The organism is Mucilaginibacter rivuli (assembly GCF_019391655.1).
Classification (GTDB): domain Bacteria; phylum Bacteroidota; class Bacteroidia; order Sphingobacteriales; family Sphingobacteriaceae; genus Mucilaginibacter; species Mucilaginibacter rivuli.
This window is the reverse complement of record NZ_JAHXPQ010000002.1, coordinates 510,819-525,887: the sequence shown is the minus strand read 5'-3', so window position 1 is coordinate 525,887 and position 15,069 is coordinate 510,819. Positions and strand designations below refer to the sequence as shown.

The 15,069-nt window shown below is 40.3% G+C and carries 14 protein-coding genes; 6 read left to right on the top strand and 8 right to left on the bottom strand.

Features of this window, described 5'->3' with window-relative positions:
• Positions 1-10: 10 nt before the first annotated feature.
• Together KXQ82_RS06030 and KXQ82_RS06025 are read right to left on the bottom strand one after the other, a co-directional pair.
• Positions 11-1,141, bottom strand: a complete 1,131-nt coding sequence (locus KXQ82_RS06030) for an efflux RND transporter periplasmic adaptor subunit (RefSeq protein WP_219487254.1) — start codon at positions 1,139-1,141, stop codon at positions 11-13.
• Between the two features lie 11 nt (positions 1,142-1,152).
• Positions 1,153-2,514, bottom strand: coding sequence for a TolC family protein (locus tag KXQ82_RS06025; RefSeq protein ID WP_219487253.1), 1,362 nt, complete (start codon positions 2,512-2,514; stop codon positions 1,153-1,155).
• A 345-nt stretch (positions 2,515-2,859) separates the two neighbouring features.
• Here KXQ82_RS06025 and spt point away from each other — a divergent pair, with 345 nt between their 5' ends.
• From spt to KXQ82_RS06000, 5 genes are all read left to right on the top strand, one after another.
• A complete protein-coding gene (gene spt, locus KXQ82_RS06020; RefSeq protein WP_219487252.1) occupies positions 2,860-4,065 on the top strand; it encodes a serine palmitoyltransferase in 1,206 nt (401 codons plus the stop codon).
• A 64-nt stretch (positions 4,066-4,129) separates the two neighbouring features.
• Positions 4,130-5,245 (top strand): GNAT family N-acetyltransferase, encoded by a 1,116-nt coding sequence (locus KXQ82_RS06015; protein WP_219487251.1) that lies wholly within the window; start codon positions 4,130-4,132, stop codon positions 5,243-5,245.
• Positions 5,245-6,231: an NAD-dependent epimerase/dehydratase family protein gene (locus KXQ82_RS06010; protein ID WP_255563474.1), complete on the top strand. Its 987-nt coding sequence runs from the start codon at positions 5,245-5,247 to the stop codon at positions 6,229-6,231. The genes KXQ82_RS06015 and KXQ82_RS06010 overlap by 1 nt, the downstream gene beginning before the upstream one ends.
• A 20-nt stretch (positions 6,232-6,251) precedes the next feature.
• A complete protein-coding gene (cysC, locus tag KXQ82_RS06005) occupies positions 6,252-6,875 on the top strand; it encodes an adenylyl-sulfate kinase (RefSeq protein ID WP_219487250.1) in 624 nt (207 codons plus the stop codon).
• A gap of 34 nt (positions 6,876-6,909) precedes the next feature.
• Complete coding sequence (locus tag KXQ82_RS06000) at positions 6,910-7,671, top strand: DUF2490 domain-containing protein (protein ID WP_219487249.1); 762 nt, start codon at positions 6,910-6,912, stop codon at positions 7,669-7,671.
• Between the two features lie 59 nt (positions 7,672-7,730).
• Here KXQ82_RS06000 and KXQ82_RS05995 read toward each other — a convergent pair whose 3' ends face one another.
• The 6 genes from KXQ82_RS05995 to KXQ82_RS05970 form a co-directional block, all read right to left on the bottom strand.
• Positions 7,731-7,955: a CDGSH iron-sulfur domain-containing protein gene (locus KXQ82_RS05995; protein WP_219487248.1), complete on the bottom strand. Its 225-nt coding sequence runs from the start codon at positions 7,953-7,955 to the stop codon at positions 7,731-7,733.
• Positions 7,956-8,045: 90 nt separating this feature from the next.
• Positions 8,046-8,570, bottom strand: coding sequence for a peroxiredoxin (locus tag KXQ82_RS05990; protein ID WP_219487247.1), 525 nt, complete (start codon positions 8,568-8,570; stop codon positions 8,046-8,048).
• Between the two features lie 58 nt (positions 8,571-8,628).
• Positions 8,629-9,132, bottom strand: coding sequence for a CAP domain-containing protein (locus KXQ82_RS05985; protein WP_219487246.1), 504 nt, complete (start codon positions 9,130-9,132; stop codon positions 8,629-8,631).
• Positions 9,133-9,180: 48 nt separating this feature from the next.
• Positions 9,181-9,801, bottom strand: coding sequence for a sterol desaturase family protein (locus KXQ82_RS05980; protein WP_219487245.1), 621 nt, complete (start codon positions 9,799-9,801; stop codon positions 9,181-9,183).
• 8 nt (positions 9,802-9,809) lie between these two features.
• A complete protein-coding gene (locus KXQ82_RS05975; protein WP_219487244.1) occupies positions 9,810-10,400 on the bottom strand; it encodes a DUF4833 domain-containing protein in 591 nt (196 codons plus the stop codon).
• Between the two features lie 21 nt (positions 10,401-10,421).
• Complete coding sequence (locus KXQ82_RS05970) at positions 10,422-12,953, bottom strand: DUF5686 and carboxypeptidase-like regulatory domain-containing protein (protein WP_219487243.1); 2,532 nt, start codon at positions 12,951-12,953, stop codon at positions 10,422-10,424.
• A gap of 202 nt (positions 12,954-13,155) precedes the next feature.
• Between KXQ82_RS05970 and KXQ82_RS05965 the strand changes: the two genes are divergently transcribed.
• The gene (locus tag KXQ82_RS05965; RefSeq protein WP_219487242.1) at positions 13,156-15,069 is read left to right on the top strand and encodes a WG repeat-containing protein; all 1,914 of its coding nucleotides are present in this window, start codon (positions 13,156-13,158) and stop codon (positions 15,067-15,069) included.

The following is a 15,069-nucleotide window of genomic DNA, read 5'->3' as shown; positions in this document are numbered from 1 at the left end:
TGATTCTAAATTATTTTGCAGGGACTGCCCCTGTTCCTTGTTTTTTTGGCATTCCAACCATGATCTTGCCACCATCGCGCAAGCGGCCCAAACCTTCGGTAATGATCTTATCACCTTCGTTCACGCCATCCAGTATTACTATCTTATCGTTAACCCTTGGACCAACTTTTACACGCTGTTGTTTAGCAATCGTATCCTGCGATATAAATACAAAGAACTCGCCCATTTGCTCAACAATTGATTTGTAAGGAACTACCACATTATTACCCGATTCTTTATTAAGCACCTTAAGTGTACAACTCATGCCCGATATCAATTCCTTTTTAGGATTGGGAAACTGTACGCGAACCTTTATCGTTCCCGATTGGTTATCAACACCGCGGTCAACCACTATTATTTTACCGTTGTGTGTATATGGTGTTTTGCCGACAAATAACAATTGAAAAGTGGAGTCGGCAACGGTTTTCCCTATCATACCGCTAAAGCGTGGTATACTGTTTTCGTCAACAACAAAATCAACAGCTATAGGGTCTTCGCTGGATATGGTATTCAGCAACGTGGTACCCGCCGTTACCTGCGAACCCAGCCTTACCTGCGATATTCCTATCCTCCCTGTAAAGGGCGCGCGTATCACCGAAAAATCAAGATCTGTTTTTGCGGATGCTACTCCTGCTTTCGCGGATGCTACCTGGCTCTGGCTGGTGGCTAAAGTAGCTTCGGCATTATCAACTAACTGGCGGGCTACCGCATCCTGTTTTAAAAGCTGGTTATACCTGTCGGCATCTTTTTGTGAGCGTACAAGCCCGGCCTGTGCATTTTGCAGGGCAGCCTGTGCCTGTTGGTAAGCTGCCTCGTACTTGCGGCGGTCAATTTCGTACAGTACTTTTCCTTGCTGAACAATATCGCCCTCTTTAAAAGTGATGCCTGTTATAAAACCTGTAACCTGCGAACGCAACTCTACATTATTTAAAGGCACTACGATACCGGGGAACTGATCATAGTATACCGCGTTCATTTTTTCGGCGGTATCAATATTTACCGGTGTTGGCGGCAGCGCGGCATTGGTTTTTACAGGCTGTTTACATGCTGTCCATGCCAATAATGCCAACGTGCCCGATATTAAAAGGTATTTTCTATTCATCACTGTGTATTTTAGTATTGTACGGGTAAAGTGCCTAAAGCTTTCTGAAGGTCTATCTTTCCCGATAGCACATTAAACAAGGCATTAAAATAATTCAGCTCAGCTGTATGCAGGTCCGATTGTGCATTAATAACATTCAAATATGTTTTTATCCCCTCGCGGTATTGCAGGCTTACTACATTATATACATCCCGCGCAAGCGCAACGTTTTGCTTTAAGGTAGTATAATCATTATAACTGCTTTTATATACCGCTAAAGCCTGCACATATTGCGTATTGATAAGGTTGCGGGTATTTACAATATCCAGATCGGCCCTGTCAACCTGTAAACGTGCTTTGCTTAAATTTTGCAGGCGTTTTGTACCGGTAAATACCGGGATACTAACAGTAAGCCCAACCAACGAGTTGGCATAAGAGTGGCTGTACAGATCAGGCAGCTTACTGTTAAAAAACGCCAGATTATAAGTACCAAACGCTGATAATGAGGGCAGGTAGCTTGTGCGGTAGTAATCGGCATTTAAACCTTGTAAAGTACGCTGGGTTTGTAATAAGTTATATTCCACACGTTTTGTTATATCCAGCGCCTGCGTGGTATCAATAAGGGTTTCTTGCTCCAACCGTACCGAATCATAAGATAACTGAACCGGTTTTTCGGTAGCATAACCCATCATCTGTTTTAAAAAAGCCAATTTACTTTTTATAGCTTCCTGCGATTGCTTACGTTGCGCCAACGAGTTATTTAAAGCAATGGTAGCTTGCTTATAATCTATTTTATCAACAATGCCGGCGTTGTACCTATCAAACGCGTCTTTTACACTTTGCTTTAGCCTAACTATCTCGGCATCGGTTATAGAAAGTTGCTTTTGCGATAACAGTACATCGTAAAAAGCTTTACTCACTTCGGCAACTACATTAATTTGCGATGTTTGAGTATTCTGTTTAAAATACTGCCTGCTAAACTTTGAAGTACGTGCCGCCAGTGCTACCGTTGGGTTATAAATAGTTTGCGTACCCTGTAACGATAAGGTAGAAGTATTTGGCAACCCATTTGCGGCGAAGCTACCCGGGCTGCCGGGGTTAGCAAAATTAGGAATATACGTTGTAGGCACCTCAAAATAGTGCTGCGCATTTCCTGTAGCATTTACCTGTGGCAACCAATCGGCAAGGGCAATGCTTATATTCTTTTCATTTATCTCTTCGTCAATACCGGCTTGCTTTACTGCGGGTTGGTTACGCAAGGCAAAACTGATACATTGTTGTAACGTAACTAAAGGGCCAATGGTAGTATCGGGCCTGGTTTGTGCAAGCACATGTTGGGGCTGTAAAATATATCCGGCAAATGCTATTAATATAGCATATCTGCATTTTTTCATAAGTGCTGATTCGAGTTTTCAACACAAAGTAAAATCATTAATTTGGCTTTTTTTGGCGACGGATTCCAATAATTACGTATACGTCATGGTAAAGGAGGTAAAGGATACGTGTTGTGACATCAATGTTACAAAACTGGCTTCAAACCAAACTTCTCAAAAATATTCTTGGTTATATTTAAGTCAAAAAGAGAAATTGATTTCATTTCTTTTAAATAAAAATCGGTAATTTGCTTCCTCGATTGCATCTGCGATTAAGGGATTGTTAAAAAATTATAAAGTTACCATACTTAAGTTTTACTATTTTCGTGGTACTTTTACAAAAAAATTCAGCTAAGGCTAACATAGATGGGTAAAAAATTACATGAAAAGGTCGCGCAATTTCAGGAAGCGATCCAAATACAAGAGAAAGGGATATATCCTTATTTCAGGCCTATAGAATCAGGTCAGGATACTGAGGTGATAATTAATGGCAAACGTGTTTTAATGTTCGGTTCAAACTCATACTTAGGCCTGACTAATCATCCCCGAATAAAAGAAGCATCAAAAAAAGCGATAGACAAATATGGCACCGGCTGTGCTGGTTCACGTTTTTTGAATGGCACACTGGATATTCACGTGGAGTTGGAGAACCGCCTTGCCCGCTACGTTAATAAAGAAGCCGCTGTAATTTTCAGCACCGGTTTCCAGGTTAACCTTGGCGTATTATCGTGCATTACAGGCCGTAATGATTATTTGATATTAGACGAATATGATCATGCTTCTATAATTGATGGCAGCCGCCTTTCATTTTCGCGAGTAATTAAATACGCCCATAATGATATGGACGATCTGCGTAAAAAATTAGACAACCTGCCCGAAGATGCCGTAAAACTGATAGCGGTTGATGGTATTTTCAGTATGGAGGGCGATATTGTTAAATTACCTGAATTAAGTGAAATAGCTAACGAGTTTGGCGCTAACATTATGGTTGATGATGCACACAGTTTAGGCGTTATCGGCGTTAATGGCGCAGGTACAGCATCCCATTTTGGTATGGATAACGATGTTGACCTCATCATGGGTACTTTTAGTAAATCATTCGCGTCATTAGGTGGTTTTATCGCTGCCGATAATGATACCATTGAATACATTAAACATAAAGCCCGTTCACTAATATTCAGCGCGAGCATGACACCGTCATCTGTTGCGAGTGTATTAGAGGCTTTGAATATTATCGAATCAGAACCACACCACATAGAAAACCTTTGGAAAAACACCCGCTATGCTACCGCATTGCTACGTGAAGAAGGTTTTGATATTGGCTGCACCGAAAGCCCGATATTACCTATCTATGTTCGCGATAACGACAAAACATTCCTGGCAACAAATATGCTGCAGGAAGATGGTGTATTTGTTAATCCGGTAGTATCGCCTGCCGTTCCTTCCGACTCTTCACTTTTACGTTGCTCTTTAATGGCAACGCATACCTTCAGCCAGATTGATGAAGCTGTTGAAAAAATGGCTAAAACATTCAAAAAACTGGGTGTGCTTTCTGTAAAAGAAAAAATATAAAAAACAATCCGTATGCATTTTTTATAATTGCATGCGGATTATTTAAACCTCCCAACCTTACTGTATGAAGAAAGTTGTTCCGGTTCGGTCAAAAAAAGGGCTTGGTGCCTTTATTGATTTTCCTCACGACCTGTATGCCAATGATGTTAACTACGTACCCGAGCTTTTCATAGCTCAGCGCGATCTGTTAACCAAGCATCCTTTCCTCAAACACAATACGCTGCAATGTTTTTTGGTTTATGATGGCGATAAGATTACCGGCCGTATAGCCGCCATACAAAACAACGCCCACAACGAGTTCAATAAAAAAACAGATGGCTTTTTCGGCTTTTTCGATTGCATAAACGACCAGGAAACTGCCAACCTTTTATTCGATACGGCCAAAGAATGGCTAAAAGAGCGTAAACTCAATACCATAATAGGCCCGGTAAATTTTTCGACCAACGAGCCATGTGGTTTGCTCATCAAAGGTTTTGATAGCCCGCCAACGCTGATGATGACCTATAACGCGGAATATTATGTTAAACTCATCGATAACTATGGTTTCAGTAAAAACATTGACCTGATAGCATGGCATTGGGACGGGCAGAATTATGATGATAAGTCGGTACGTTTACTTGACAGCTTACAGGAGCGCCTGAAACGCAGCAACGTTACCATCCGTAAAGTAAACCTGAAAGACTTTAAGAACGAAGCCGCCAAGCTGCGCGAAGTATATAACAAAGCATGGGACCAAAACAGTGGCTTTGTGCCGATGAACGATGATGAGTTTGATTACGTGGCCAAAGACCTTAAACTCATCCTCGACCCTGATTTTGCCTTAGTTGCCGAACATGAAGGGCAAATAGTGGCATTTGGACTGGCTTTACCAAACTATAACGAGATCTTTAAAACCATAAAACGCGGCCGTTTATTACCAACCGGTATTTTTAAATTGCTGCTGAACAAACGCAAGATCTCATCCATCCGTATTTATGCTTTAGGCGTTATTGATGGTTACCGTAAAATGGGTATCGAAGCGGTTTTATATGGTACAATTATCCGTGAATATAAACGCAAAGGCTTTTTGCATGCCGAAGCAGGCTGGACGTTGGAGAACAACGACATGGTAAACCGCGCCATCGAAGCCATAAAAGGCGACCCGTACAAAACTTACCGCATTTACGAGAAGGCTATATAATGGAGCGGGTTTTAATAACCGGCGCCAGCGGCTTTGTAGGCTTCCACCTGGTAAACGAAGCTTTAAAAAATAACCTTGAGGTATATGCCGCCGTGCGTAAAAGCAGTGATATAAGGCACCTTCGCGAATTGGGTATACAATTCACCTATCTCAACTTTAATAACCTTGAATCGCTTGTAAAAGAGCTTGAAGACAAGCAATACAGCTATATTGTACACGCCGCCGGAGCAACCGCTGCCAAAACCCAGGCCGACTATAATCATGTAAATGCAGACTATACTTACAACCTGGCCTTAGCAGCAACTAAAGCCAATATTAAATTAAAGAAGTTTGTTTTTTTGAGCAGCCTTGCCGCATTAGGCCCGTTGCAGGATACCGGCAGCATCATTCACGATGATACAACTCCTAACCCTGTAACAGCTTACGGCAAAAGTAAATTATTAGCCGAAGAACAGCTAAATCAACTCCCTTCGCTCCCGCTCATTATACTGAGGCCAACCGCAGTATATGGCCCAAGAGATAAAGACATTTTCATCATCCTGAAAAAATTCAGCCAGGGCTTGGAGCCATATATTGGCAACATACCTCAAAAGCTAAGCTTTGTATATGTGAAAGATTTGGCTAAGGTTACGGTTAGCTCCTTGTTTTCTGCTATCGCTAACAAAACTTATAATATTAGTGATGGCCGCGCTTACGATAGGTATGCGCTGGCCAATTACAGCAAACAGATATTAAACAAAAAAACGCTTAAAATACATTTACCCTTATCAATAGTACGTGCCTTGGCGGGATTTTTAGAGAAAGTTTACGCCAACAGCAAGTTTACCCCCGCGCTAAATATTGAAAAGTTGAATGAACTCACCGCTCCCAACTGGGTATGCGACATTGAACATGCAAGGCAAGACCTTGGCTACCAACCTGGGCACGATCTGCTTACAGGCCTTACCGAATCATTCCAATGGTATAGAGCTAATCATTGGATTTGAATTTGTATTATTGCGTTAGCATGTCGGCCAATAACCTAACCCCGCAATCTAGCAAGATCAGCCTTGCTGATATAGAAACACGTAATAAACATAAGGGTGCTATAATATGGTTTACAGGACTAAGCGGCTCCGGAAAATCAACCATCGCGACGGAAACCGAATTAAAGCTATTTGAAAAGGGCATCAACGTTTATGTTTTAGATGGTGATAACCTGCGCATGGGTTTAAACAAAGGCTTAACCTTTTCGGATGATGACAGAAAAGAGAACATACGCCGCGCCGCCGAAGTAGCCAAGTTATTTTACCAGGCGGGTTTTGTTGTGATATGTGGCTTCATCTCCCCTTTCAATGCTGATCGCGAGGAAGCAAAAGCTTTGGTACCCGCTGATCGGTTTTTTGAGGTATTCATTAAATGCAGCATTGAAGAGTGTATTAAGCGCGACCCGAAAAACCTGTACAAAAAAGCCATAGGTAACCGCATACCCAATTTCACCGGTATTTCGTCGCCTTATGAAGTTCCGGTCAATCCCGAGCTGATTATCAATACCGAAACAACGCCTGTTATAGATGCAGTAAAATTAATAACAGATATGCTTTATCTAAAAGGCATCATTAACGATACCCCAATTACAGGAAAAACATGATTCGCAGCGGATTCTTCATCAACATAACTGCTATATGAAACGCTTTTTATCCTTTATCATTTTTTTATTGACCGTTTCATCAGGTTTTGCGCAAAATAAACAAATCACTTATAGCGACCAGGCATGGTTAGGTTATTACCCGCAGATCAGGCTGGCAAAACACTGGGGCATATGGACCGATTATGAATTACAACAAAAGTTTCCGGTAGTTGATAATTCGCAGCTCACTTTCCGCATTGGCGGCACCTATTATATAAATAATGATACGAAGCTTACAGCCGGTTATACTTACATTGATGTTGCCCCTGCAGCAGGCCATCAACACATTTACCAACCCGAAAACGCAGGCTGGCAACAACTGCAGTGGTACACTTATTACAAAAAGAAAAAACTAATGCAATGGATTCGTTTAGAGGAGCGATTTAAACGTAACATACTGGATGATTATACTTTAGCCAATAATTCGACTTTTACCTGGCGGGCACGTTACGATATTTTTTATCAGTTACCTTTAAGCAAAAAAGGCATTGTACCCGGCCAATTTTCGGCAGCCATTGGCGATGAATTATACATCAATTTTGGTGAAAATATCGTCAATAATTATTTCGATCAAAACCGGATTTTCCTGGGTTTGAGTTACCAGGTAAATAAACATGATAATCTGGTATTTGGCTACATGAATGAGTTTCAACAGCAACCATCGGGCAACCAATATAAAGAGTTGAATGTGTGGCGGGTGTCTTATTTCCAAACCGTATACCTCTGGAAAGAGAAAAAGGTTGTAACACCTGAGTAAGATGGAAGATGTATTGAAAAACTCACATTTTCCATTTACATCATCCATCTTACATTAAATTATACCTTCTTTGGCGGCAGATCAAAAGCTATAGCTTCGTGCTCAAAATGACCTCGGTGCGAACCATCGCAAAATGGTTTGTTTGCCGATAAACCGCAACGACAGATAGAAACCACAGTACGGCCCTGTAAGCCATAAGCATTACCCTGCATATCAACGATCTCAAAATCGTCGCCATCTATTTTAACTGATCCGTTATTATTAATTGTAAGTTTAGTTGCCATGTGTATTTATTTTGCACTAATATATCCAACACACAGCAATGACTCGGCATTTTTGTGCTGTTTATACTCGTTCTGAATACAGGAGCAAACTTATTTCTTTATACCTTTTAACGCCCCTAAGGCATTATCAGAATGCGCCACACCATGCATCATCGAATCGTAAGTGTAAATGATCTTCCCCTGCAGGTCAACCACGTAAGTTGTGCGGCCTGTCATCCCCAAAAAACCTTTAACACCAAACATATTAAGTACCTTGTTATCAGGGTCGCTCAGTAAAACAAATGGTAATTTGTAATGCTTAGCAAAATCTTTATGGCTTTTAACAGTACCACCGTTAATGCCTATCACTAACGCGCCTTCTTTTTTGTACGAATCAAACGCATCGCGAAAAGCACATGCTTCTTTTGTACAAACCATACTCTCATCTTTCGGATAAAAATAGATCACCAAAGCATGTTTACCTATCTCATCAGCAACATTAAAAGCTTTACCATCCTGGTCGGTTAAGGTAAACTTAGGCACTGCATCACCAACAGCTAAAGGCTTTTTGCTTTGCGAGAACAGGCTGATAGAAAATAATATGGAAAGGGTGGTAACAGACAGTAGCTTTTTCATTTTTAATGGTTTATTACTATGTACGCCGTTATACAAGGTTTCGATTTATTAATCGAAATTAAAAACTTGTCCGGCCACCAAAATCCTGTACCCAGAAGTATTTGTACTCATAAATACCAACCTCTTTAAATTGCGGACTCATCAGGTTTTTGCAATGGCCTTCGCTTTCTATCCAACCGTCCATTACCTCATCAATGCTGTGCTGACCCATGGCTATATTTTCGCCAACGGCCCATTTTTGTATGCCTTTATAATCATACCCAACAGCTAAAACTCTTTGGCGTAAGGTGCGGCCATTTTTACTTTCGTGGCTAAAATAGTGGCGCTTTGCCATATCCATAGCATGCCCCTGGGCTGCATTTGTTAGTACATCGCTCCAACGCAAAGCAGGCACCGGCGGCATAAAGCTACCACCGCAATTGCAACCCCGTTGCCGCAGATCATTTATCCTATCTAAAAATTGCCTTTTAAACTTACTATCGCTCATACGCAATGATGATTGCGCTATTGATGCAGGTACTATAAATATAATGGCAAAAAGCCACAGGTACATTTTCTTCATGCAGGCATAACGTATTATACCTACAATTAGTTTGAAGTTGAAGTACGATTACTTATCAGCGAAACGCGAGCGGAATACCTTATCCCAAAAATCGGAAGTTACACCGTAGCCATGGTCAGGGTCCTGGTAATGATGCAGCATATGGTGCTGTTTTATTTTTTTCCAGATACCAAATTTGAAATTAAAATGGTGAATGGCATAGTGTATCATATCATAAGCCAAATAACCCAGTATAAAAGCCGGGTAAAAGCCATAAACATATTTTACAGGCAGTAATGCATTAAATAAAAAGAAAAAGCCGGTAGCGAGCGGTATGCTTGCCGATGGTGGCAGTACCAGCCTTTTTAAATCGTTAGGATAATCATGGTGTACCCCATGGAATATAAAGTGCAGGCGAAGCGCCCATTTAGCTTTGGGTACAAAATGGAATACAAAACGGTGTAATACGTATTCAACAAAAGTCCACACAAATAAGCCTGCTGCAAAAAGCCAGGCGAAGGTTCCGATGGTAAGGTTGGCTACAAAGAATGCTTTGTAGATCATGTAGATAATTACCGGGATATAAATAATAAGGGGGATAAAAAAATGAACCTTAGAAAGGGCTTCAAACAAGTCGCTTTTAAACATCCTTATCGACTCGGGAGAGTTGGAAACATAATTCTTCTTCATAATAACTCTTATGGCTTAAACCGCTCGGTTAACTCTTTTCCGGTTGCCGGGTCGGTACCTTTTACCTCAATATAAACTACATTCGGAAACCAGAACGAACCTCCCTCTATCCGGAGAAATATCCTGCTAACCATGGCTTCCTTTTTTTCAATATTTGCGAAAATATGGAACTTATTATCGCTGTCGCCCTTTCTTAAAACAAGAGGGTATTTTTTATAAGCTACTATCCTTACATCAAACTTATCGTTACCAATAGGCTTTGTAGATATTCCGTAGGCAAATTTACGTTGAATAAAATTAAGTTCCTCCTTTTGGCCGCGCTCATTGTATTTCACCCAGTAAACATGTACCGGCTCATCCTTATCAATGTTACCGGCCTTATCAGTATTCAGATCATAAATAATGGTATTGCTATTCGGATCACGTTGAATATAAAACAGCCTCGGAACAGTTGGCGTTGGGAAAACAATTTTAGGTTTTACCTTTCGCAAAATTGTATCCGTATTGCTACCTAACGTATTAACCGTGCTTTTATTGGCAATGCTATTGCCGGGCAAAAACAGCAAAAGCTGCATTAATATAGAAAAAGCGAGTGTCATTGTTTTGTGCTTGTACTGTAATTAAAAATCAAACGTAGCTCTTGATCTTATTCCAAACTTCACTGTGTTTTGGTGGTCAAGATAATTGAAACGTTCTACCAGATCGACCCTGAAAAACTTCAGGATGTTACCAATACCTACGCTGCCTTCGGTATATGGCGCACCATTTAAAGCAAAAGTAAGCGGGCCTGCCGTGTTAACCGGGTATTGCAGCAGTGAGTTATTTAACGCCGGGTTGTTCTCATCTCGCACGCCGCCAAAAATCCCTTTGAACGATATGCACTCGCGCCATTTCAGTTTCTTTATCAATGGTATCTTATTAAAAAAGAACCCATTAAAAGAGTGATCTATATTTACGCTCACATAATGATCGGTAACAAACTCCAAAAAGTTCATTAAGTTGTATGATTCTGTTTGATATGAGTACGTTTGATTAGCATGGTGAATGTTTAATAACGGAAAAGGTACCTGGCCAAATATATAACCCGCGTTTACCGATACATCTGTATAACCAAATTGCGATAAAAGGAAACGCTTTTCAACCCGGCCCGCTATCTTTTGGTAGTTGTACTGCCCCCCCATTATTCCCTTTAAGGCTGTGGTATAGGTTACATCAAATATCGGGTTAGGGCTTGGGATAACGTAACGGTAAACCTTGCCTTGCAACAATTTTTCGTTTGGCGCCCAGCGTAATTTCAACGACGCTTCTGATGTGGTGAGGTTACCTACATCTACAAGGTTAGGCCCCTCTTGCTTCACAAAATACAATGAGCCTGCAGGCGATTGCTTCCAGTTTTTAAACCCTAATTCGTACGAAAAATGATTTGGGAACTCGTGGATATAATCTAACCTGTAAAAATCATTGTACAGGTATTTATCATTAACACCACGCTTAAAGGATAGCAATACGTTATCTTCCTGTATAAATTCCAGATCGGCCCCGGGTATTTTGGTATCGCGTTGTATGCTTGCGCGGATATAATTCTGAGGGTATTTATAAATACTTTTATTATTGAGCGAGAACGTACTGCTTAAATAGTATTTCCACCGCTGGTCTCTAAAGCCATAAGCGCCGTAGCCTTCAAAATAGTAACGCTTACTCAACTCAGGCGTCGTTCGGCCGCCCAAACGCAAGCGAAAGCCTTCAATGGGGTTAAAACTGTAAAAAGTATTGGCAGGCCCAACCTCAACCGGCCCGAATGATTTATACCCCGCTATCAATAATGTAAAAAGGTCAACCGTTCGCCTGAAAGATGGTATGGTTTGCAGTGTATCAATATTGTGGTATACTTTTGCTTCGGCTTTGGTTAGGGTATCTGTACCGCGGTGCAATTGCCAAAAATCGTTATTATGCTCCATTGCATCGTCGGCCGTTTCGTTGGCCATGCCACGGTATGTACTATCGGGTCTGGGCTTGTTCAGTACATAATTGCGGTATGAGAATATACGCTCGCCAAATACACCCGTCTTCCCTTTTTTAGTTACCCCAAAATCAGCTTTCGTATCCGATTTCATCAGCATATACCTGCCTTGCGCATTTCTTTCAAAATCCTGGTTTACGTACATCTCGCGTACCCAGTTCAGGTTAATGTTTTTATTGATAGATAGTTTAGCCTTTTGCACCGCATAATTACTATCCAGCGTAATGTATATTTCCCCCTGAAAAAGCATATCCCCCGAATAGCGTGGTATAAAACTCAATTCAACCAGCTTTACATTGTTATCGGTAATGGTATCAGTAATAAAAAACTTGTAAAAGTTTGGGGCTACATCGGCAATAGGGCTTAAAAATTCGTTGGTCATCAGGTAAATATTGTTTTTGTAAATATTTACCTCGCTGTACATCCTGTTCAACAACTCGTTGGTACCATCGCTGTCAAACAGTTCGCCAAAATCAACCCGTTTTTCTGCCTTGAGAATAGTTTTGGTAGCCTCCGGATTTTTACGGTAATACGTTTGCGATAATTTTTCGTCCAGGTAAACGGGCAATAACGATTTCCCCGGCAAGGTAGTACTATCGCGGTTATCTAACAAAAACTTATAGTTCTTCAATATTTTCTTTTCGGATATCTTGCTCGAAAAATTGCTTAACGAAAACTGCAATTTCTCATATTTTTCGTACTCGGCATAGTCATAGCTTTGCACCTGGTTTTCATCCCTATGCTCAATCACCTTGCGTATCAGATCAACAGCCGGGTTATTTTTATTACGGTATTTTACCTTTTTGCCCGATTTAATGGTTACTTCACTCAGCGATCGCTCTTCTTCTTCCAAAGCAAAATTTATCTCTTGTGTTTTGCCGGCCAAAACCTCGCGTATAACCTGCTTGTATCCAATAAAAGTTATTTTAAGTTGTAAAAACTCCCTTGTGGTGCGTAATGTGTATTTACCATCGGCATCGGTAATGGTGCCGGTTGTGCTACCGTTAAATGAAACGCTTACAAATTGAATTGGGTGTTTTGTACGGGCATCTGTTACCCTACCTTTAACGATAGTTTGCCCAAAAGCAACAATATTTATAAACAGGAATAAGGATAAAACAAAATACTTCATTACAATAGTTATACGGGCTTATCTGGCCTGACCTGTTTTTTACCGTCAACTCCAAATAATCCGCAAATTTAAGCACAACATGTTAGACGTTTGTGGTCAAAAAGTCAAATCTTTTTCTATTATCTTTAACCAACTAACAGACGCAAAAATGCAATAAAAGTTACACTATTTTGGATATTATTATTTGTTATCTTGCATCACCATGAATAAGAAATATACCATCATTGGCGCAGTAGTTCTGGCGTTAATTTGCTGCTCTTTGTTCTTTGTTAAAACCCGCATCTTGTACAAACCCGAAAACGGGGAAGTGATCAGTTTTCTTAACGCGTTCAACTCAACATTAGCCCTCGGAACCACTGAACTTCAGCTCAGTTATTTTGATAACGATAAGGACATAAAGCAAATAAAAAGACTACTTGGTGTACTTTCAAATAAAACAAACATTAACGGCAAAGACAACCCGCTTTTTAAAGTGGCATTATTAACTGATGAAAGTGAGGTTACTGTGGTGAACACCGAACTAACCCAAGCAACAGTACCAATAGTATTTGAGGGCCCCGACCATTATTTTCAGCGCTCGTCATTCATTTTCCAGATCCGTAAAAACGAGGCGGGTAAATTAAAGATAGTACGCTTAGATGCGAACAAATTTATTGATAATTACCTGGCTTTTGAAAATGGGATAAAGAACAGAAACAAACCCGATTCAACACTTTTTAGTGCGGCAACATTACAAGGGTTTGCCATGTCGGCTAAATTAAAAAGCAGGTACGATAGTGTTGTTTGGTTTGCGCATCTTGATAACAAAAATTTTTATTATGTAGTTAAAGGTAAGTGGGACGAATCGGTATTTTACCATTACAAACGCCCGGGTACAGAGAAAGGCAATTATGAAATGGGCTTGGTTGGCCCTGACCTGCAGGATATCATCCCCGCAGAGTTTGATTTGATACATACTATTAACGCAACGTTTAACGGCCTGGTAGAAGTTGAAAAAAATAATAAAAAGGGATTCTATAATCTTAACGGCAAAAAAGTTATACCGGTAGATTATGACCAGGTATTCCCGATAACAGATGAAGCTAATTTAGCCGTATTACGAAAAGAGAATGATTATTTCTACCTGAGAAAGGATACTACCATATCGGATAAAGTTGATTTGAAAGTAAGCGATTTCTTTCCGAAGATCAAAAATATTGTTTCGGGCTTTACACTTGATCCCGGTTTTGCACAGGTGATAACCGAATACAATTCGCGTAATGAAGATGAAGCTATTTACATTGCTCCATCTTATATGGTCAATCTTAATTTAGCAGACAAGGTGCATGGATTTAAAAACCCCTTAAGAAAAGTTGAATACGAAGAGCGCAACGAAAATTATAATATAGCCCTTACCGGGAAGCAGGTTTCAAAATCAGATAATTGGGTGGAGGCATTCTTTTACTCAGTTAAAAATTACTTTGTAGGCGGGCGCGAAGGCTTTTATGATAAAAAGAACGTTATAATAATTGATAAAAAGCACGACCGCATACTGGCCGATAATATAAATAATACTGTCGGGTACGAAGAGTTTCCTCCACTGAAAGGCATTTGCGATGTGAATAGCATCAAAATATTGGGTGATTCGCTACTGGAAATAAAAGTGGGTGCTAATATGTACATTGACCTTTACAATGCTCCATTTAATGTTACAGGAGGCACATCCTACCATTACTTTGGAATTAAGGATAATAAATTAAAGCAATTGCCAAACGACCGGGCATTTGCTTTTACCAGGTATGTAAAAATGGACGATTCTTATTTACAGGGATGCTACATGATTGCCGACACTGCCGATCGCGACCATAAAACCGAACGAAGTATTGACCATATTACACCTGAAATGCTGCGCTATATGAAAAATGAAATATATGCCAGTTATGATTATAAGTTTACGGATGCAAAATGGAGCAGTATATTTTATGAGCAAGGGGAAGGAGGATCAGATCATACCTCCAAAAATGCAAACGTAACCGATTCATTAACCACTATTGATAAATTCAACCTTAGCTTTATCGATCAGAAAATAAAAAAAGCAAAGTCTGCAAAAACAGGTACGCTGGCTGCATTGAAATAA

Bases quoted from the DNA above. Each gene is read 5' to 3' on its own strand.
- KXQ82_RS06030 (WP_219487254.1), bottom strand. From the start codon at position 1,141: ATGAATAGAAAATACCTTTTAATATCGGGCACGTTGGCATTATTGGCA.
- KXQ82_RS06025 (WP_219487253.1), bottom strand. From the start codon at position 2,514: ATGAAAAAATGCAGATATGCTATATTAATAGCATTTGCCGGATATATT.
- spt (WP_219487252.1), top strand. From the start codon at position 2,860: ATGGGTAAAAAATTACATGAAAAGGTCGCGCAATTTCAGGAAGCGATC.
- KXQ82_RS06015 (WP_219487251.1), top strand. From the start codon at position 4,130: ATGAAGAAAGTTGTTCCGGTTCGGTCAAAAAAAGGGCTTGGTGCCTTT.
- KXQ82_RS06010 (WP_255563474.1), top strand. From the start codon at position 5,245: ATGGAGCGGGTTTTAATAACCGGCGCCAGCGGCTTTGTAGGCTTCCAC.
- cysC (WP_219487250.1), top strand. From the start codon at position 6,252: ATGTCGGCCAATAACCTAACCCCGCAATCTAGCAAGATCAGCCTTGCT.
- KXQ82_RS06000 (WP_219487249.1), top strand. From the start codon at position 6,910: ATGAAACGCTTTTTATCCTTTATCATTTTTTTATTGACCGTTTCATCA.
- KXQ82_RS05995 (WP_219487248.1), bottom strand. From the start codon at position 7,955: ATGGCAACTAAACTTACAATTAATAATAACGGATCAGTTAAAATAGAT.
- KXQ82_RS05990 (WP_219487247.1), bottom strand. From the start codon at position 8,570: ATGAAAAAGCTACTGTCTGTTACCACCCTTTCCATATTATTTTCTATC.
- KXQ82_RS05985 (WP_219487246.1), bottom strand. From the start codon at position 9,132: ATGAAGAAAATGTACCTGTGGCTTTTTGCCATTATATTTATAGTACCT.
- KXQ82_RS05980 (WP_219487245.1), bottom strand. From the start codon at position 9,801: ATGAAGAAGAATTATGTTTCCAACTCTCCCGAGTCGATAAGGATGTTT.
- KXQ82_RS05975 (WP_219487244.1), bottom strand. From the start codon at position 10,400: ATGACACTCGCTTTTTCTATATTAATGCAGCTTTTGCTGTTTTTGCCC.
- KXQ82_RS05970 (WP_219487243.1), bottom strand. From the start codon at position 12,953: ATGAAGTATTTTGTTTTATCCTTATTCCTGTTTATAAATATTGTTGCT.
- KXQ82_RS05965 (WP_219487242.1), top strand. From the start codon at position 13,156: ATGAATAAGAAATATACCATCATTGGCGCAGTAGTTCTGGCGTTAATT.